Source organism: Streptomyces sp. NBC_00310, assembly GCF_036208085.1.
In the GTDB taxonomy this organism is placed as follows: Bacteria; Actinomycetota; Actinomycetes; order Streptomycetales; family Streptomycetaceae; genus Streptomyces.
This window is the reverse complement of record NZ_CP130714.1, coordinates 6,035,237-6,053,394: the sequence shown is the minus strand read 5'-3', so window position 1 is coordinate 6,053,394 and position 18,158 is coordinate 6,035,237. Positions and strand designations below refer to the sequence as shown.

The window sequence follows — 18,158 nt, the reverse complement described above, 5'->3', positions numbered from 1 at the left end:
TCATCCTTCGAAGCGATAGCCCATACCGGGCTCGGTGATGAGATACCGGGGGTGGGCGGGGTCCGTTTCCAGCTTGCGCCGCAGCTGGGCCATGTACACCCGCAGGTAGTTGGTCTTGTTGCTCTGGGTAACGCCCCAGACCTCCTGGAGCAGGTGCTTCTGTGTGATCAGCCGTCCCGGGCTGGTGACCAGGATCTCCAGCAGATGCCACTCGGTCGGGGTGAGGCGTACGTCGTGACCGTCCCGTACGGCCTTCTTGGCCAGCAGGTCGATGGTGAAGGCGTCCGTCTCGACGAGCGTCGTCTCGGGCGCGAGCCCGATGTCCTCGGTGCGGCGGACGGCGGCCCGGAGCCGGGCGAGGAGTTCGTCCATGCTGAACGGTTTGGTGATGTAGTCGTCGGCGCCGACGTCGAGCGCGGCGACCTTCTCCTCGGACGCCTGGCGGGCGGACAGCACCATGATCGGCACCCGGGTCCAGGCCCGCAGCGCCTTGATGACCTCGACCCCGTCCATGTCGGGCAGCCCGAGGTCGAGCAGGACCACGTCGGGCTGCCGCGCGGCGGCCAGCCGGAGCGCGGTGGCACCGTCGGGGGCCGCGTCGACCCCGTACTGACGTGCCTGGAGATTGATGATGAGGGCCCGTACGAGCTGCGGGTCGTCCTCCACCACCAGCACCCGTGTCATGGGTGTGCGCCTTCCTGTCGTACGTCGGGCCATGAACGCCGGGAGCCGTGCGACCGGCACTCATGCGGGCGGGAGTCGGCGGTTCCCGGCTCCCGCCCCGACCGCCGACTCCCCTGTGGACCGTGCGCTGCCGTCAGCTCTTGGCCAGCAGGTCCTTGAGCGCGATGTTGAGTTCGAGGACGTTGACGCGGGGCTCACCGATGAAGCCGAGGGTGCGGCTCTCGGTGTGGTCGTCGACGAGCTTCTGCACCTGGTCGGCGGAGAGGCCGTTCTGCTCGGCGACCCGGTGGACCTGGAGGTCGGCGTAGTCCGGGGAGATGTCCGGGTCCAGGCCGGAGCCGGAGGACGTCACCGCGTCGGCCGGCACCTCGGAGGGCTTGACCTTGTGGTCGGCGGTCGAGTTGTCCTTGACGACGGCGGCCTTGGCTGCCTTCACCCAGTCGATCAGGTCCGCGTTGTCGGCGGACCGGTTGGTGGCGCCGGACAGGATCAGCTTGTACTGGGTGTTGACGCTGTTGGTGCCGAGACCGTTCTGGGGGCGGCCCTGGAACCACTTCAGGTCGGGCTCCGGGGTCTCCTGGCCCTTCTTCAGCGGCAGGTTGTACGACTGCCCGATCAGCGAGGACCCGACGACCTTGCCGGCGTGGTCCTTGATCTCCGAGCCGTTCGCCTTGTCGCTGAACAGCGCCTGGGCGAAGCCGGTGACGACGAGCGGGTAGATGACGCCCGTCACCAGGGTCAGGACGAGGAGGGCGCGCAGGCCCGCTGCGAACAGCCGGGCGGTGTTGATGACCGTGTTTTTCATGGCGCTCAGCCGATTCCGGGGATGAGGGAGATGAGCAGGTCGATGAGCTTGATGCCGATGAAGGGGGCGATCAGTCCGCCGAGGCCGTAGACGGTGAGGTTGCGGCGGAGCAGTTTGTCGGCGCTGACCGGCCGGTACTGCACGCCCTTCAGGGAGAGCGGCACCAGCGCGATGATGATCAGCGCGTTGAAGATGACGGCGGAGAGGATCGCGGAGTCCGGCGAGGACAGGCCCATGATGTTGAGCTTGTCCAGGCCCGGGTAGACGGCCGCGAACAGCGCCGGGATGATCGCGAAGTACTTGGCGACGTCGTTGGCGATGGAGAACGTCGTCAACGCGCCCCGGGTGATGAGGAGTTGCTTGCCGATCTCGACGATCTCGATGAGCTTGGTCGGGTTGGAGTCGAGGTCGACCATGTTGCCGGCCTCCTTCGCGGCCGACGTACCCGTGTTCATGGCCACGCCGACATCCGCCTGGGCGAGCGCGGGCGCGTCGTTCGTGCCGTCACCGGTCATCGCGACGAGCTTGCCGCCCGCCTGCTCCCGCTTGATGAGAGCCATCTTGTCCTCGGGGGTGGCCTCGGCAAGGAAGTCGTCGACGCCCGCCTCCTCGGCGATCGCCTTGGCCGTCAGCGGGTTGTCGCCCGTGATCATGACGGTCTTGATGCCCATGCGGCGCAGTTCGTCGAACCGCTCGCGCATGCCCTCCTTGACGACGTCCTTGAGGTGGATGACGCCCAGCACCCGGGCGCCCTCGGAGTCCTCGATCGCGACCAGCAGCGGGGTGCCACCGGCCTCGGAGATCCGGTTGGAGAGCGTGTCCGCGTCGTCGGCGACCGTTCCGCCCCGCTCCCGCACCCAGGCGATGACGGACCCGGCCGCCCCCTTGCGGACCTTGCGCCCGTCGACGTCCACACCCGACATCCGGGTCTGGGCGGTGAAGGCGATCCACTCGGCGCCGGACAGCTCGCCCTGCACGCGCTCGCGCAGACCGTACTTCTCCTTCGCCAGTACGACGATGGAACGGCCCTCGGGCGTCTCGTCGGCCAGCGAGGAGAGCTGGGCGGCGTCCGCGACCTCGGCCTCGGTGGTGCCCTCGACCGGCACGAACTCGGCGGCCTGCCGGTTGCCGAGCGTGATCGTGCCGGTCTTGTCGAGGAGCAGCGTCGACACGTCACCGGCCGCCTCGACGGCCCGCCCCGACATGGCGAGCACGTTGCGCTGGACCAGCCGGTCCATGCCCGCGATGCCGATCGCCGACAGGAGCGCGCCGATCGTCGTCGGGATCAGGCAGACCAGCAGGGCCACCAGCACGACCATCGTGAGATGGGTGCCCGCGTAGTCCGCGAACGGCGGCAGGGTCGCCACCGCCAGCAGGAACACGATCGTGAGCGAGGCGAGCAGGATGTTCAGCGCGATCTCGTTCGGTGTCTTCTGCCGGGCCGCGCCCTCGACCAGGTTGATCATCCGGTCGATGAAGGTCTCGCCGGGCTTCGTCGTGATCTTGATGACGATCCGGTCGGAGAGGACCTTCGTGCCACCGGTGACGGCCGAGCGGTCTCCACCGGACTCCCGGATGACCGGGGCCGACTCGCCGGTGATCGCCGACTCGTCCACGGAGGCGACGCCCTCGACGACGTCACCGTCGCCGGGGATGATGTCGCCGGCCTCGCAGACGACCAGGTCACCGATCCGCAGTTCGGTACCGGGGACGCTCTCTTCGGCGTCCCCGGCGAGCCGCCGGGCCACGGTGTCGGTCTTGGCCTTGCGCAGGGTGTCGGCCTGCGCCTTGCCCCGCCCCTCGGCGACGGCCTCCGCCAGGTTGGCGAAGATCACCGTCAGCCAGAGCCAGGCGCTGATGGTCCAGCCGAACCAGTCGGTCGGGTCCTTGAAGGAGAAGACCGTCGTCAGCACGGACCCGACCAGCACCACGAACATCACCGGCGACTTGATCATCACCCGGGGGTCGAGCTTGCGGCAGGCGTCCGGCAGCGACTTGACCAGCTGCTTGGGGTCGAAGAGGCCCGCTCCCACGCGGCCCTCGGCGGGCTTGTGCCCGGTGGGGACGTCGCTGTGCGGCGCCCGGGTCGGGGTGGCTGTGGACATCGCGTCCTCTTGCTTCGTTACGTCGGTGGTCATGACGCCAGCCCCTCGGCCAGCGGACCCAGCGCGAGCGCCGGGAAGTACGTCAGCCCGGTGATGATCAGGATCGCGCCCACCAACAGCCCGGTGAACAGCGGCTTTTCGGTGCGCAGGGTGCCCGCGGTGGCCGGGACCGGCTTCTGCTCGGCGAGCGAGCCGGCCAGCGCCAGCACGAACACCATCGGCAGGAACCGGCCGAGCAGCATGGCGATGCCGAGCGTGCTGTTGAACCACTGCGTGTCGGCGTTCAGCCCGGCGAAGGCCGAGCCGTTGTTGTTGGACGCCGAGGTGTAGGCGTACAGGATCTCGGAGAACCCGTGCGCGCCGGAGTTCGTCATCGAGTTGCCCGGGGTGGGCAGGGCCATCGCCGCGGCGGTGAGGACGAGCACCAGTGCCGGGGTGATGAGGATGTAGCAGGCCGCGAACTTGATCTCGCGGGTGCCGATCTTCTTGCCCAGGTACTCGGGGGTGCGGCCGACCATCAGCCCGGCGATGAACACCGCGATGATCGCCATGATCAGCATGCCGTAGAGGCCGGAGCCGACACCGCCGGGCGCGATCTCGCCCAACTGCATGCCCAGCATCGTGATCCCGCCGCCGAGACCGGTGAAGGAGGAGTGGAAGGAGTTCACCGCGCCGGTCGAGGTGAGCGTGGTCGCCACCGCGAAGATCGAGGAGGCGCCGACACCGAAGCGGTTCTCCTTGCCCTCCATGGCTCCGCCGGCGATGTCGAGCGCCGGGCCGTGGTGGGCGAACTCGGTCCACATCATCAGGGCGGTGAACCCGAGCCAGATGGTGGCCATCGTGGCGAGGATCGCGTAGCCCTGCTTGACCGAGCCGACCATGACACCGAACGTGCGGGTGAGGGCGAACGGGATGACCAGCAGCAGGAAGATCTCGAAGAGGTTGGTGAACGGGGTCGGATTCTCGAACGGGTGGGCGGAGTTGGCGTTGAAGATGCCGCCGCCGTTCGTGCCGACCTCCTTGATGGCCTCCGTCGAGGCGACCGCACCGCCGTTCCACTGCTGGGCGCCGCCCATGCTGTGCCCATTAAAGAATTGGCCGACCTCGTGGATGCCGGAGAAGTTCTGGATGACGCCGCACGCGACCAGCACGATCGCCGCGACGAACGCGAGCGGCAGCAGGATGCGGGTCACCCCGCGCACCATGTCGGACCAGAAGTTGCCCAGCTCACCGGAGCGGGAGCGCGCGAAGCCGCGTACGAGCGCGACCGCGACCGCGATGCCCACGGCGGCCGAGACGAAGTTCTGCACGGCCAGCCCGCCGACCTGGACGACGTGGCCCATGGCCTGTTCGCCGTAGTACGACTGCCAGTTGGTGTTGGTGACGAAGGACGCGGCGGTGTTGAACGCCTGGTCCGCGTCGATGGAGGAGAAGCCCAGCGAGCCGGGCAGCACGCCCTGCAGCCGCTGGAGGAGGTACAGGAACAGGACACCGGCCGCCGAGAAGGCGAGCACGCCGCGCAGGTACGCGGGCCAGCGCATCTCGGTGTCGGGGTTGGCGCCGATGCCCTTGTAGATCCACTTCTCGACGCGCCAGTGCTTGTCGGTGGAGTAGACCTTGGCCATGTAGGTGCCGAGGGGAACGTAGGCGAGCGCCAACGCCGCGATGAGGGCCAGCAGTTGGAGCACGCCGGCGAGTACGGGACCCATGTCAGATCTCAGAACCTCTCCGGGAAGATCAGGGCGAGGACGAGATAGCCCAGCAGGGAGACGGCCACGATCAGGCCGACGATGTTCTCGACGGTCACAGCTTCGTCACCCCCTTGGCGACGAAGGCCACCAGCGCGAACACGGCGATCGTGGTGACGACGAAGGCCAGATCGGCCATCGCGAACTCCTGGAGTGAGGTTCGGGAAGAACGGACAGTTAGAGGAAACCGCGACTCTGGCCGGATTCGGTCACCCGTTGACGGCTCTCATACGGCGGCCCGCACACCTTTGACGGGATCCATACGGCCCTGGTCGGCATCGGTGGCGGGGGTCACGTGACGGTGCGGAGCGTCCCGCTCACAGCAGCCGGAAGCGCAGCCGGCAGATCACCGCGTCGGTCTCGCGTCGTACGGCGTGGGCGACGACCGCGCCCCGCTGGTTCTGCAGCAGCCGCTGCCACAGCCGCTCGGGCTCGGCCTCCGGGATCAGGACGGTGACCCGCGTGGCCGGCTCCGCCGCCACCTCACGGACGTACGCGGCGATGGGGCGGCCCAGACTGCGGCGCTCGGACGGAGGCCCCGCACCGCGTTCGGCCCGGGCGAACTCCACCAGCGTGGTGGCGGTGTCGTCGCCAACGACTGAGTGGTAGCTGTCGCCCAGGTCCTCCACCAGCCTGCGCTGCCGGGCGAGACCCCGGCCGCGAGCCAGTCGCTGCGGGCCATGTGCACGGCCAGCAGCGCACCGCCGGCCGACCGGGCGGCGATCCGGGCGGCCCGCCGGATCAGGGTGTCGCCCTCCGGCCCGCCGGTCAGCGCCACGACGACCCGTCGAGCATCCGGTAGGTCTTGCCCACTCCCGGGGCCGCCCCCAGGTAGACCTTCAGTCGTCCGGACCGTACGTCACTCATCGCCGCCGACGCGCTCCGCTCACTGGTTCAACTCCCTCAGGAGGCGGGTTACTTCTCCCCCTGGATCCCTTGGATCCCCTGGATCCCCTGGATCCCCACGGAACCGCTTCCGGGGACGGAACGGGCGCGTGTGAGCGCTTCCTTGGCGCCTGGGCCCGGGACCTTGACACGGTCTTGACACCTCCGGGCCGGACAGGGTGAAAGCGGTGCGTCGGAAAGCCCGGCCGGCGGGGAGCCCGCCGCGGCTCCATCGAAGCCCCGGGGACGGCACAGCTCCGGAAACAGACGCGCTCCGGGCGCGGCCTCGCTTTCACACGGAGCAGCCGGGGAGCCGCGTACGGCATGACGCTGGGTGTCCGCCGCCGAGACCTGCCGGCATGCGTCCCCCGTACGGGCCAGTTTCCGCTCGTGCCGTGCAAACGCCCTCATCATGATGCGCCCCCGGCGTTCTCACGGTAGGTCTTAACGGAAGCTTGACGCGCTCACGTGACGCATCCCATGGGCCCTGACGTCACGCTCTGCTTACGCTGATGCGGCCGTCCGCCGTGATGGCTCGAAACCCATCCTGAGCCGCACAACGGGAGAGCACGCCGATGGCCACCACCGAGCACCCACCGCCGAGCCGACTGCGGACCTGGATGCTTCAGGGCCTGTCCGACATGGGCAAACCCGGCGGCCACAAGGGTCCGCACGCCGAACCGGAACCGCCGCACAAGGGCCAGCGCTGGTGGCGGGTGATGTGCCTGACCGGCGTCGACTACTTCTCCACCCTCGGCTACCAGCCCGGCATCGCCGCCCTCGCCGCCGGCCTCCTCTCCCCGGTCGCGACCATCGTCCTCGTGATCGTCACCCTCGCCGGCGCGCTCCCCGTCTACCGCCGGGTGGCCGAGGAGAGCCCCCACGGCCAGGGCTCGATCTCCATGCTGGAACGCCTGCTGACGTTCTGGAAGGGCAAGCTCTTCGTCCTGACCCTGCTGGGCTTCGCGGCGACGGACTTCCTGATCACGATCACCCTCTCGGCCGCGGACGCCTCCACCCACCTCGTGGAGAACCCCCACCTGTCCGAGGCCCTGCACGACAAGCAGCTCCTGATCACCCTGATCCTGATCGCCCTGCTCGGCGCGGTCTTCCTCAAGGGCTTCCTGGAGGCGATCGGTGTCGCGGTGGCCCTGGTGGGCGCCTACCTCGCCCTGAACGTCGTGGTCGTCGTGGTCGGCCTGTGGCATGTGATCACCGAGGGCCACGTGATCACCGACTGGTCGACCGCGCTGACCGCCGAACACGGCAACGTCTTCGTCATGGTCGGCGTGGCACTGATCGTCTTCCCCAAACTCGCGCTCGGCCTCTCCGGCTTCGAGACCGGTGTCGCCGTCATGCCCCATGTGCAGGGCGACGAGGGCGACACGGAGGAGAACCCCAAGGGCCGTATCCGGGACACGAAGAAGCTGCTCACCGCCGCCGCCGTCATCATGAGCGTCTTCCTGGTCACCACCAGCTTCATCACCACCCTCCTCATCCCGGAGAAGGAGTTCGAGGACGGCGGCGACGCCAACGGCCGCGCCCTCGCCTACCTCGCACACGAGTACCTGGGCAACGTCTTCGGCACCCTCTACGACGTCTCGACGATCGCCATCCTCTGGTTCGCCGGCGCCTCCGCCATGGCGGGCCTGCTCAACCTCATGCCGCGCTACCTCCCCCGCTACGGCATGGCCCCCCACTGGGCCCGCGCGGTCCGCCCCATGGTCATCGTCTTCACCCTCGTCGGCTTCCTGGTCACCTGGATCTTCGACGCGGACGTCGACGCCCAGGGCGGCGCGTACGCCACCGGCGTCCTGGTCCTGATCAGCTCGGCGGCGATCGCGGTGACGATAGCCGCGCACAAGGCCGGCCAGCGGAACTGGAGGATCGCCTTCGGAGTGATCTCGGCGGTGTTCCTGTACACCACCATCCTCAACGTCATCGAACGCCCCGACGGCGTGAAGATCGGCGCCTGCTTCATCGCGGGCATCATCCTCGTCTCCCTCCTCTCCCGCCTCGCCCGCGCCTTCGAACTGCGTGTGACCAGCGTCGAGCTGGACGACATGGCGGAACGATTCGTCCGGGACATGTCCCACCGCCGTATCCGCTTCATCGCCAACGAGCCCGACCAGCGCGACAAGGCCGAGTACCGCGACAAGATCGAACAGATCCGGCAGGACAACGACATGCCTGAGCAGGAGGACTTCGTCTTCGTCGAGGTGACGGTGACGGACCCCTCCGAGTTCGAGGCGGGCCTGACCGTACGCGGGGAGGTCCTGCACGACCGCTACCGGGTCCTGACCCTGGAGTCCTCCTCCGTCCCCAACTCCCTCGCCGCCCTCCTCCTCCACGTCCGCGACGCCACGGGCCGCACCCCGCACATCTACTTCGAGTGGACCGAGGGCAACCCCTTCGCCAACTTCCTCCGCTTCTTCCTCTTCGGCCAGGGCGAGGTCGCCCCCGTCACCCGCGAGGTCCTGCGCGAGGCGGAACCGGACCGCGCCCGCCGCCCACGCATCCACGTGGGCTGACACCGGCGCGCCCTCTCGGCCCTCTCTCGGCCCCCTCAAGCCCGTCAAGATCTCGCCAGGGCCCCGTCAGGACCCCGTCAGGATTCACCCGTACGCCGTCAGAATCCCGTCAGCGGCAGTCGCCTGCCCCGCCCGGCCGCCTAGCGTCGGCGGCATGCAGCGGAACAGACCTCCGAGCTCGGCCGGTGACCGCCACCGGCGCGGCAGCGCCCGGTTCGCGACGACCTGCGCCCTGCTGTTCTGCGCCATGTCCCTGCTGGTCGGCTGGGACGCGGGAAGCCTGACACTCCCCCGCGCCCTGCTGTGGATCACCCTGTCCGCCGTCGTCCTCACGATCCTGCTGCCACCCCGGGTGACCGCGGGCCCGGGCTGGCTGACGGTCACCAGCCCCTGGCGCGAGCACACGGTATGTACGGACGCCTTGGTGGCAGCACGCCACCAAGATGACACAAATAATTGTCATCTCAGCTGAAAGTGATACCTTCGAAAGCGTGCCAAACGACGCCCACCTACTCTTCGCCGACCACGTCGGCCGCTTCTACGCCCGCCAGTACGGCTTCCCACCCATGGCCGGACGCCTACTGGGCTACCTGTTCGTCTGCGATCCCCCGCAACAGTCGATCGACGAGCTGGGCGAGGCACTGCTGGCAAGCCGCAGCGCCGTCACGGGCGCGGTCAAGCTACTGGAGAACTACGGGATGGCCCGGCGCACCCGTACCGCCGGTGAGCGCATGGACCGGGTGAGCCTGAACCCGGACAGCCGGCAGCCGCAGAACTTCGATGGTGCGCTCCACCGAGAACACGCCGCGCTGTTCCGGGAGGGCCTGGCGCTCCTCACCGATGCCCCGCCGGAGCGCCGCGCCCCGCTGGAGGAGATGGTCGCGCTGGCCGAGTTTCTCGCCGAACGCCTGCCCCGGCTGGTCGACGAGTGGCAGGCACACCGCGACGACCTGCGCGCCTCGGGACAACTGACCGACCCCCGCGAATAGCCCGCACAGAGAGGTTGTCCCTGATGACCGAGTCTGACCCGACCACCCTGTCGGCCGTCTCCGCCCTGCGGGCGCGGGCGGAGCACGGCGACCACAGCGCGGTCGACGAGCTGATCGAGCTCGCCGCCGAACTCGGTGACCTGAACGAACTGCGCCGCCTCGCGGACGCGGGCAACTCCGACGCGGCCGATGAGCTCATCCAACTCGCCGCGGAACAAGGCGACCTCGCAGAACTTCGGCGCCTTTCGGACGGCGGCAACGCCACAGCCACCGACCAGCTGATCGAACTCGCCACCGAACAGGACAACCTGGACGAGCTACGACGCCTCGCCGACCGGGGTAACGCCACCGCGGCCGAGCAACTCGCGGAACTGACCGCCGGGTGACAGCCGAGTGACAGCCGCCTGCCGATCGAGACCTCTCCGAGTGCGGTGACCGCGCCGGACACCATGAGCAGACCAGACCGGCCGGTGTGAAGTGTGCCGACTGCCCAGGCGTGTCCGACGGCAAGGCATCCATGAACCATGAGGCTCAGCAGGCGGCATTGGACGAGCGAAGCAGGAATCCCTGCACGGTTGTCCAGGAACGGCCGTGGTGGAGGCCGTGATGTGCGCGCTGTGCCGCGAGAACCGCGAAACACCGGATGCCCGAAATGTGCATCAGACATAGCATGAAAGCGGGTCGGCACACTCTCACGTGCGACCGGCCCGGAAGGGCGACCCCGGTGTGCATACGCCGGGGTCGTTGTAGCACGGCGGACGCGGGCGGCCCAGCACGGCGTGATCGTTCCGCCGATGTCCGGAGTGGCGCGACCACGACGTCGTGGACCCGAAGGGGCGCAGGATCGGCACTCTGTAAACGGTCTACCCGAACACCGCTACCGACCAGCCGGCGATGGCCACCGTCGGCCCCGTCGATCAAGACCGGCAGCCCAGACCCGGCCCGCTGACCGACCGGCCTCCCCATGTCCCCGTCGACCCGATCCCCTTGTGGTGAACGGCATTCGGGGGCGACATGCTGCCCATGGCGCAATCGGCTCGTCGGACCGGTCGGCGATGCGAGCCTGTGCCGGTCGACGGCGTCGTCCCACGCTGATCGCGGTTGCCCGCTGGTGGATCCGAGAGGAACGGGGTGTGCGTTGCGTCGGGGCATCGCATCCGGAAACGTGGTCGGGGTGCTAAGGCGCCGGCGCCGTTCCGGCCGGCGCCGCCCCCACACCGGCTGCGGTGGGACGAGGCCGGGGCACCGGGCCGCCCGGCGAACACCGCGTGGACGCAGCCACCCCGCTGAGTTCCCCATGTCAGGGGACGAAGGGAAGCAGACAGCGATGACGGACGGTGGGCGTAGGCCGGACAGGGTCGGGGTGGACCGGTCCGAGGGGTTCGGCGAACGGCTGCTCGGGGTGCTGCTGGACCGCGCTCACGAGATGCCGCCGGAGTTGATCGCCCCGCTCGTCGCGGAAGAGGTGGCCAGGGTCGGAGGGCGGGATGTCTCCATCCTCCTGCAGGACTACGAACAGGTGCTCCTGGTGCCGCTGCCGGGCCGGAGACTGAAGGTCGGCGGCCCCGAGCCGGTCGAGGACTCCCCCGCCGGCGAGGCGTTCCTGAGCCGCAGAACGGTGGAGGTGCCGAAGGACGGCAGTGTGCGGATGTACCTGCCACTGCTGGACGGAAGCGACCAGATCGGGGTGATGGCCGTCACCCTGGACCGCGTCGATGACGACGACCGGCGGCTGCTGCGCAGACTCGGCGGTCTGGTCGCGGACATGATCGTCACCAAGGACGCCTACACCGACCAGTTCTTCCAGGCCCGCCGCAGCGCCCCGATGAGCGTGGCCGCGGAGATCCAGTGGTCGTTGCTGCCCCCACTGTCGATGACGATTCCGCAGGTCGAGGTGGCCGGGATCCTGGAGCCCGCCTACGACGTGGCCGGCGACAGCTTCGACTACGCCCTCAACGGCGACGTCCTGCACATGGCCATGATCGACGCGATGGGCCACGGGCTGGACGCGGCGACCATGGCGACCGTGGCCATCGGCGCCTACCGCCACACACGGCGGGCCCACACCGATCTGTCCCAGGTGTACGCGTTCATGGACAGGGCCATCAACGAGCAGTTCGGCCCCGACCACTTCGTCACCGCACAGATGATGATTCTGGACATCACCACCGGCCGACTGCAGTGGGTCAACGCGGGCCACCCGGCCCCGTTCCTGATCCGGGACCGCGCCGTGGTGGACCGGCTGGAGAGCCCGACCACGCTGCCGGTCGGCTTCGGCGGTGAGGAGCCGTCGGTCAGCGAGCGGACGCTGCGCCCCGGCGACCGGTTGCTGTGCTTCACCGACGGCCTGATCGAGGAGCACCACACCGGCGGGGAACAGTTCGGAGAGGAACAGCTCATCGAATGGACCAACCGGATCCTCCGCGAGCGCACGGAGGTACGGGCGGTGGTGCGAGCGCTCTCCCACGCCCTGAAACACGAACGCGGCGGCACCACGACCGACGACGCGACCATCTTCCTCATGGAGTGGCGAGGCGGCGACGCCGATCACCTCACCACCCTCGACTGAGCGCGACGATGCACCGGCTCCCTCGCTGAAGCCTGCCGCCGACCTGGGGTTTCGCGCCCAAGGTCGCAAGTACCGCGGGCGACAACCCTCGCCCGGTCGAGCGGGCCGCGCCTCCAGCCCGGGAAGCGCTCCCTCGGGGCGCCGAGCCGATGGCGGAATCGGGGGGCCGTCACGACGCACCGACCGAGGCGGCGGGAACCCGGTGTGAGGGCGATCGAACGGTCAGACGCGGCGATCTCCTGGGTGTGGGAGAAAGGCGGTGGCGGCGGATGAGACGCACCCTGGCCTGGCCGTCAGGCCGCGGTCGGTAGCGTGGCCGGGCAGGACTTCATGGTCGTCGAACCGTTCGAGGTCCGCCAGTGACGTGAGGAACGGGTCGGGCCCCTGGCATCTGTGACGGAGACTTGGGCTGAGTGTCTTCGGCGATCATGCGCTCGTCTTCTGAAATCGGCGGATCAGTGCGGCCTGGCCCGTCGCTGCGGGCTGCGGGTCAGATGCCGACCGTGTGCCGGGAGGCGGCGCGGCGGTACTCGGCGTTGATGCGCTGGGCTTCGTCGAGCTGGTCTTCGAGGATGATGACGCGGCAGGCGGCCTTGTTGGGTCGACGAGTTCCCGGGCGCGGGCGGCGATTCGCAGCCGGTAGTGGGAGTAGCGGCGATGTCCGCCCTCGGAGCGGAGCGTGGTGATGAGGCGGGCTTCGCCGAGGGCGCGGAGGAAGCTGGGGGTGGTGCCGAGCATCTCGGCAGCTCGACCCGTGGTGCAGGCGGGGTAATCGTCGTCGTCGAGACGGCCGAAGGAACCGTCTGCTGTCATCTCACCTCTCTGCGGAACGCGTGGAGGGGCCCTGGTGCCTTACGGCACCAGGGCCCCGAAGGAACTGCTACACCATCTGCCGGCCCTAGTACTGCGCCGGCCTTCTGTGTCCGCTGACCCGACCGTGACGCTGTCGGGGGCGCGGGGATCGCGGTTGCTCGACCGGAGACCACCTCACTATCGATGTCCTGCGGTACCCGGGCTCAACACCTCCGCCCGGGCGATCCTGATGGCGCTCGGCTCCTCCGTTCTTCCCTCTGAACCAATCACTTGCCGAACGGGTACTGCGTACTGCTTGCACTGCTGATACTGCGAACCGCTGGTGGCCTCGCGAAGCGCCACTCTTCGGCAGCCAGCCCCGTCGCCCGTCCTGCGTCTGCCCTGGCTTGGAACCCCACTGCCGAACCTCCCGATGCGCGCGCCCGCAGCCGACGCCTTCACCGAGGTGCTGCTCACTGACTTCACTGCTGGGTACTGCGAACTTTCACTTACGGGTACTGCCACTGCGGTACTGCTCATGGCGGCCCCTGATCACTGCGGGCCACCCGGTCCGGCCGTCAGCCCCGTCGCCGTCCTGCGACAACCCTGGCTTCGGAACTCCACCACCGCACCGTCCTGCGAACTGCAACTGCGTAACTGCGTAATGCTGCCCGGCAGTTCGTGTCTGCCGGGCCCTTCCGCCTCTCTGGGCTACGAGAGAAACCATAACCATGGGACCACCCAATGTCTACTTCAGCCACTATAGATTTTCGCGCGTTCGACGGTGAGGTAATCCACCTCGAACGGCGATGGAGGACTGGGCGCAGACGATGAGAGACCGGGGTGACCTGATGCGTGGCCGCCACGGCGGAACTGCAGGGACTTACCCTCCTGCACCGCGACCGGGACTTCGAGTTCATCGCCGCCGTCACCGGACAGGCACTCCAGTGGTACGGCCCAGAAACCGGCAAGTGAGTCAGGCAAGGGACCACTGCACCGTAAGGCTGTGCACGGGCGAAGGTTTCCCGAGCCGAGAGTGCAAACGAGTCGGCAGCCGACTCACCTGCTCTTCGGGGGCGCCTGGGGGGACGCGGGCTCGGTGGCGAGCATGTCGTCCGTTCGCCCTTCGGGGAGTACGACTCGATGCTTCGAGCCGAGCACGCCGGGCCTGCCTTGCGCGGGTACCGTTCCGGCTCCTGCCGCTCGTCCGGGTGCCGGATGCCGTCCGTCCGGCCGCCGCATCGCGCGTCGGCAGAGGTGGGACAGGAAGGTGTAGAAGCGGTCGGGAAGGAACGCGGCGTCCGCAACGATCATCGCGCCGGAAAACAGAGGCAGCCCCATGAGTGCGGCGATGCCGATGTGCATGCCCAACAGCAGCGCGAGAACGGGGTACTTGAGCCTGCCGAAGAGGACGAACGGGAAGGCCACCTGCAAGAGCACGGTCATGTAGCCGGCGATGGCGACAGCGAGTGTGTGCTCGTCCACGAAGTGGGAGAGCGCGGGCCAGGGCCGGAAGAGTTCGAGGTTGAGGACGTAGTGAAGCGCGGTGCCGCTGCTCCAGGAAGGTCCCTGGACCTTGTACAGGCCGGCCGATCCGTAGAGGAAGCAGACCTGTGCCGCGATGAGGAGCATGCCGCAGTTGTGCACCACCGTGATCAAGGTGGTGCGGGCGTCGCGGAGTTGCGGCGTGAAGGGACTCCTCGCCGATTCCGGCGCGGTCCCCGCGCGCACCGTCTTCAGCCTGTTCCTGCGCGCGTCCAGCGACCAGCGCCGACCGCAGGCCGTCAGGGCCAGGTAGAAGGCCATCAGCAGGATCAGGTTGTCACCCCCGTCCGTCATGAAGATCGCCCGGGCATGGAACGAGGTCACCACGAAGGCGAAGAGGACGGACAGGACGCGGGTCCGCCAGCCCAGCATGAACAGCGCGGACGTGACGAGGGCCAGCACGTAGCAGAGCTCGAAGTAGGTGCGGCTGTCGGACAGGGTCAGGATGCTGAACCAGCCTGTCTGCTCGAAGAGTTGGCGTGCCAAGGCGGGCGTCCACGCGGACCCGGGACCCCAGATCTCGGCACGATGCGGGAACTCTCGCAGCAGAAAGAGCAGGTAGAGCAGTCCGTAGCCGATGCGCAGCACCGACGCGGCGTACAGAGACACCGGGTGGCCGGTCAGGAGGTCCCATGCGGTTGTGATCCGGGCGGCGAGCCACGGGCCGACGCCGGCGGACGCGGTCCTCTGGGCCTCATTTTCCATGGCGGGTCACCTTCCACCAGGGCAGGAGCCGGTTCTCGACCGGCGTCGGCGGGCGCTTGTCGGCGGCGGAGCCGGGCGCGTCGATGGGCAGTGTGACGACGCGGAGCTGAATGAAGTCGAAGGTGCCACTCCTGTGGGCGGCAACGCGGTCCGCGGCAATGTTGGTCAGGTACTTCTGCATCATCAGGGCGCGTTCCGTGCGCGCCTTGTCGTCTCCTCCGTGCGTGTCGACGTAGCCGGTCCAGGCACGGCGCAGCATGTTCTGCGCCGTGTGGCTCGGGAACGGCTGATGTTCGACTGCGGAACCATCCACGGCCGTCAGGTCGAACCAGGGGCCCACTTGAACCGATCCGTCGGAGCCGGCGCGTGCGGTTCTGGCCAGAATCTGCCGGTTGACGGATTCGGGGTCCGGGGCGAAGAGCCGCCAGTTCTGTTCGAAGAAGGGGTACACCCATGCATTGATCAGTGGGCTGTATCGCTTGGAGACGGTGTTGGCCGGTGCCACGTGAAGGAACACGAGAAGCACGTGGACGACACTCGCCGCCAGGCACAGGACCAGGGCGGCGCGCAGTCCTGATTTCAGCGCACGGGCACCACCCCTCGGCTCCTTGTGCGGCGCGGCCGTGGCGTCAGGAATTTCCTGCGTGGCCGGACCGGAGTGGGACTGTTGGATTTCCTCCACGTCCGCTGAGTCGATTCCACTCGACACCGCCTACCTGTCTTTCTCTAACGGCTGCTCGCACCTGGCTTTATCGCTGACTGCCACCGACGGCGCACAGCGGATTCGATAGGAATTCCGCCGCGCGCCGTCATCAGGTGAGCGGACTGACCGCAGTACGGTGCCTAGCTCTCGTAGCCCTTGGAGTGGTCGTCGCCCTCGTAGCCCTTGGGAATCTCGTCGTAGCCGTAGTTCTCGGCGGACTGCTTGCCGTGGTCGGGCTTGCCGTGGTCGGGCTTGCCGTGGTCGGGCTTGCCACCGTGGTCCGGCCCTCCGGGCTTGCCACCGTGGTCCGGTCCTCCAGGCCTGCCACCGTGGTCCGGTCCTCCAGGCCTGCCACCGTGGTCCGGCCGGCCTGGCGCGTTGTCGTGGTCCGGCCGGCCCGGCGCGTTGTCGTGCCCGCCGCCGCCGTCACCGCCGGAGGTGTTCCCGGCCGTGTTGCCCGAGGTGTTCCCGGAGGTGGTGTTCCCGGCTGTGTTGCCCGCAGTGTTACCAGCGGTGTTGCCTTCGGTGTTCCCGGACGTGGTGCCGGCGACGTTGCCCGAAGAGGCACCGGGCGAGAGGATCGGCCCGCCCAGGACGCCACCGGTGACGAGGCCGCCGCTGAGCAGCCCGCCGGTCGTGGCGCCTGCGATCGTTCCGGTCGTGGTGCCGGTGGTCGTTCCGGTCGTGGTGCCGGTGGTCGTTCCGGTCGTGGTGCCCGTGGTAGTTCCACCAGTGGTGGAGGTAGCGCAGCCGCCGAGGAAGATCCTGTTGTTGTCGAGCGTCACGGCGCCGTTACGGGCCAGCGCCCGCCCCTCGATGTTCGTCCCTGTCGTCACGCTGATCGAGGTCAGAGCCATGAGGGTGCCCACGAATGTGGAGTTGGTGCCGAGCGTGGCCGAACTCCCGATCTGCCAGTAGACGTTGCACGGCGAAGCCCCGTTGGTGAGGAGCACTCGGCTGGAGGAGGCAGTCGTCAGAGCTTCAGGGATCTGGAACACCCAGACGGCGTTCGGGTTCCCCGCGGCGTCCAGGATCAGGTCACCGGTGAGTCCGACACCGAAGACAGCGGTGTGGACGCCCGGAAGCAGAGTCTGTCCGCTGCCGATTGCCGACGCGAGCGCGAAGTCCGTGGCCTGGCCGGCCGCGTTGTTGTACGCCGTGACCAGGTCGGACTTGGCCTGAAGCGCGACAGCGTCCGCCGCGTGCACGGCGCCGAGTACCTGGCCGGGCGGGAATCCGGTGATGGACGGATTCGGGTGCGTCCCAAGGTCGTGGCTGATCAGCGAGGGGCCGGTATTGGTGACTCCCTGACCTGCCAGAACGGAGAAGCTCGCGGCCGTGGCCAGAGGCACAGGCGTAGCGATGGCCAGCGCCTGAGTCGGCATCAGGGCGACCAACACGGCGGCAACCGTCGCGGCAAGGGCCGAGGTCACAACTCCGGACAAAGAACGGCGGTCAGCCGCTCGAGGGATTTTCAGCTTCATCGAAAGGCCATTTCCTGTGGGGGCCGCGCGAACCGGACCTACCGAACATTCGGCGAGCCTTGTTGCCGTTTATGTCGCTGCATATTACGCAGCGATATGCGCTCATCAGCCTTAAGCGGGGCAGAGGAAAAATGCCGATCATTCAAACAGCGCACAATGCTAAGTAAATACTTTGATTACGCTTCCGGCTATTGGCCATACCCTCGAATGGGCGGTGTCGCCGACAACCGAACCCTCGCCAGGCACCGCACAGACGCGGTTGGTCAACCGGGCGGCTGGGTGCGGTTCTCGTGGGCGAGCCGACCGAGTTGGTGGTTCCAGGCGGCCCGAACCGGAGGCCTCAACCTGTGCGGCGGCCCTCGCACACTCCATGGGACCGGTCTACTTCGCCCCTCAGGAGAACCGGCTGAGGCCTTGAGGCTGAGGGGCCGCGCTCGCGTCTCACTTTCCGTCTCATTCAGCGCCGTTCACGGCCGTTCACGGCCGTTCAGACGAGGCCGAGGCCCGCAATCGAGCGGGGAACATTCTCGTCACCCGCGCTTCCAGAAGCCCCAGGTCAATGGCCTGGGGCTTGTGCATGGGCGGGGATTTTCCCGCAGGATCCGCCCTCCGG

Annotated in this window: 14 protein-coding genes and 4 pseudogenes; 6 read left to right on the top strand and 12 right to left on the bottom strand. The window is 68.3% G+C overall.

What is annotated here, in order from left to right; all coding sequences use genetic code 11:
* The 8 genes and pseudogenes from OG202_RS26575 to OG202_RS26545 form a co-directional block, all read right to left on the bottom strand.
* Window positions 1–684 carry a response regulator transcription factor gene (locus OG202_RS26575; protein ID WP_326579960.1) on the bottom strand — a complete coding sequence of 228 codons (684 nt, stop codon included), beginning with the start codon at window positions 682–684 and terminating at the stop codon, window positions 1–3.
* A 133-nt stretch (window positions 685–817) separates the two neighbouring features.
* On the bottom strand, window positions 818–1,489 hold the full coding sequence (locus OG202_RS26570; protein WP_328223699.1) for a potassium-transporting ATPase subunit C: 672 nt from the start codon (window positions 1,487–1,489) through the stop codon (window positions 818–820).
* 5 nt (window positions 1,490–1,494) lie between these two features.
* Entirely contained in the window at window positions 1,495–3,627 is a 2,133-nt protein-coding gene (kdpB, locus tag OG202_RS26565; RefSeq protein ID WP_328223698.1) for a potassium-transporting ATPase subunit KdpB, read from the bottom strand.
* Window positions 3,624–5,303, bottom strand: a complete 1,680-nt coding sequence (gene kdpA, locus OG202_RS26560; protein WP_327728544.1) for a potassium-transporting ATPase subunit KdpA — start codon at window positions 5,301–5,303, stop codon at window positions 3,624–3,626. Before kdpA ends, kdpB begins: the two co-directional genes overlap by 4 nt.
* Window positions 5,304–5,311: 8 nt before the next feature.
* Entirely contained in the window at window positions 5,312–5,401 is a 90-nt protein-coding gene (gene kdpF / locus OG202_RS26555; protein WP_086749276.1) for a K(+)-transporting ATPase subunit F, read from the bottom strand.
* A 258-nt stretch (window positions 5,402–5,659) separates the two neighbouring features.
* Window positions 5,660–5,875 (bottom strand): annotated as a pseudogene (locus OG202_RS46575) (amino acid permease); the annotation flags it as partial.
* Window positions 5,849–6,129, bottom strand: a pseudogene (locus tag OG202_RS46570) (histidine kinase); the annotation flags it as partial. The pseudogenes OG202_RS46570 and OG202_RS46575, both read right to left, overlap by 27 nt.
* Window positions 6,111–6,209 (bottom strand): hypothetical protein, encoded by a 99-nt coding sequence (locus OG202_RS26545; RefSeq protein ID WP_326579971.1) that lies wholly within the window; start codon window positions 6,207–6,209, stop codon window positions 6,111–6,113. The gene OG202_RS26545 and the pseudogene OG202_RS46570, both read right to left, overlap by 19 nt.
* 593 nt (window positions 6,210–6,802) lie before the next feature.
* On the opposite strand from OG202_RS26545, the gene OG202_RS26540 reads away from it, so the two are divergent.
* From OG202_RS26540 to OG202_RS26520, 5 genes are all read left to right on the top strand, one after another.
* Complete coding sequence (locus OG202_RS26540) at window positions 6,803–8,758, top strand: amino acid transporter (protein ID WP_327728545.1); 1,956 nt, start codon at window positions 6,803–6,805, stop codon at window positions 8,756–8,758.
* 154 nt (window positions 8,759–8,912) lie between these two features.
* A complete protein-coding gene (locus OG202_RS26535) occupies window positions 8,913–9,230 on the top strand; it encodes a hypothetical protein (protein ID WP_328223697.1) in 318 nt (105 codons plus the stop codon).
* A gap of 19 nt (window positions 9,231–9,249) precedes the next feature.
* Complete coding sequence (locus OG202_RS26530; protein ID WP_327728547.1) at window positions 9,250–9,747, top strand: GbsR/MarR family transcriptional regulator; 498 nt, start codon at window positions 9,250–9,252, stop codon at window positions 9,745–9,747.
* Window positions 9,748–9,770: 23 nt separating this feature from the next.
* A complete protein-coding gene (locus OG202_RS26525) occupies window positions 9,771–10,133 on the top strand; it encodes a hypothetical protein (protein WP_327728548.1) in 363 nt (120 codons plus the stop codon).
* Window positions 10,134–11,074: 941 nt separating this feature from the next.
* Complete coding sequence (locus OG202_RS26520; RefSeq protein ID WP_327728549.1) at window positions 11,075–12,316, top strand: PP2C family protein-serine/threonine phosphatase; 1,242 nt, start codon at window positions 11,075–11,077, stop codon at window positions 12,314–12,316.
* Window positions 12,317–12,806: 490 nt separating this feature from the next.
* Here the strand turns inward: OG202_RS26520 and OG202_RS26515 are convergent.
* Window positions 12,807–13,129 (bottom strand): annotated as a pseudogene (locus OG202_RS26515) (MerR family DNA-binding transcriptional regulator).
* Window positions 13,130–13,963: 834 nt separating this feature from the next.
* Between OG202_RS26515 and OG202_RS26510 the strand changes: the two are divergent.
* Window positions 13,964–14,083, top strand: a pseudogene (locus OG202_RS26510) (PIN domain nuclease); the annotation flags it as partial.
* An 84-nt stretch (window positions 14,084–14,167) separates the two neighbouring features.
* Here OG202_RS26510 and OG202_RS26505 read toward each other — a convergent pair.
* The 3 genes from OG202_RS26505 to OG202_RS26495 form a co-directional block, all read right to left on the bottom strand.
* Window positions 14,168–15,358 carry an HTTM domain-containing protein gene (locus OG202_RS26505; RefSeq protein ID WP_327728550.1) on the bottom strand — a complete coding sequence of 397 codons (1,191 nt, stop codon included), beginning with the start codon at window positions 15,356–15,358 and terminating at the stop codon, window positions 14,168–14,170.
* Window positions 15,348–16,040: a DUF5819 family protein gene (locus OG202_RS26500; protein ID WP_327728551.1), complete on the bottom strand. Its 693-nt coding sequence runs from the start codon at window positions 16,038–16,040 to the stop codon at window positions 15,348–15,350. The genes OG202_RS26505 and OG202_RS26500 overlap by 11 nt, the downstream gene beginning before the upstream one ends.
* A gap of 161 nt (window positions 16,041–16,201) precedes the next feature.
* On the bottom strand, window positions 16,202–17,545 hold the full coding sequence (locus tag OG202_RS26495; RefSeq protein WP_328223696.1) for an ice-binding family protein: 1,344 nt from the start codon (window positions 17,543–17,545) through the stop codon (window positions 16,202–16,204).
* Window positions 17,546–18,158 lie beyond the last annotated feature (613 nt).

Bases quoted from the DNA above. Each gene is read 5' to 3' on its own strand.
- OG202_RS26525 (WP_327728548.1), top strand. From the start codon at position 9,771: ATGACCGAGTCTGACCCGACCACCCTGTCGGCCGTCTCCGCCCTGCGG.
- OG202_RS26545 (WP_326579971.1), bottom strand. From the start codon at position 6,209: ATGAGTGACGTACGGTCCGGACGACTGAAGGTCTACCTGGGGGCGGCC.
- OG202_RS26540 (WP_327728545.1), top strand. From the start codon at position 6,803: ATGGCCACCACCGAGCACCCACCGCCGAGCCGACTGCGGACCTGGATG.
- OG202_RS26505 (WP_327728550.1), bottom strand. From the start codon at position 15,358: ATGGAAAATGAGGCCCAGAGGACCGCGTCCGCCGGCGTCGGCCCGTGG.
- OG202_RS26535 (WP_328223697.1), top strand. From the start codon at position 8,913: ATGCAGCGGAACAGACCTCCGAGCTCGGCCGGTGACCGCCACCGGCGC.
- OG202_RS26520 (WP_327728549.1), top strand. From the start codon at position 11,075: ATGACGGACGGTGGGCGTAGGCCGGACAGGGTCGGGGTGGACCGGTCC.
- OG202_RS26495 (WP_328223696.1), bottom strand. From the start codon at position 17,545: ATGAAGCTGAAAATCCCTCGAGCGGCTGACCGCCGTTCTTTGTCCGGA.
- OG202_RS26570 (WP_328223699.1), bottom strand. From the start codon at position 1,489: ATGAAAAACACGGTCATCAACACCGCCCGGCTGTTCGCAGCGGGCCTG.
- kdpB (WP_328223698.1), bottom strand. From the start codon at position 3,627: ATGACCACCGACGTAACGAAGCAAGAGGACGCGATGTCCACAGCCACC.
- OG202_RS26575 (WP_326579960.1), bottom strand. From the start codon at position 684: ATGACACGGGTGCTGGTGGTGGAGGACGACCCGCAGCTCGTACGGGCC.
- kdpA (WP_327728544.1), bottom strand. From the start codon at position 5,303: ATGGGTCCCGTACTCGCCGGCGTGCTCCAACTGCTGGCCCTCATCGCG.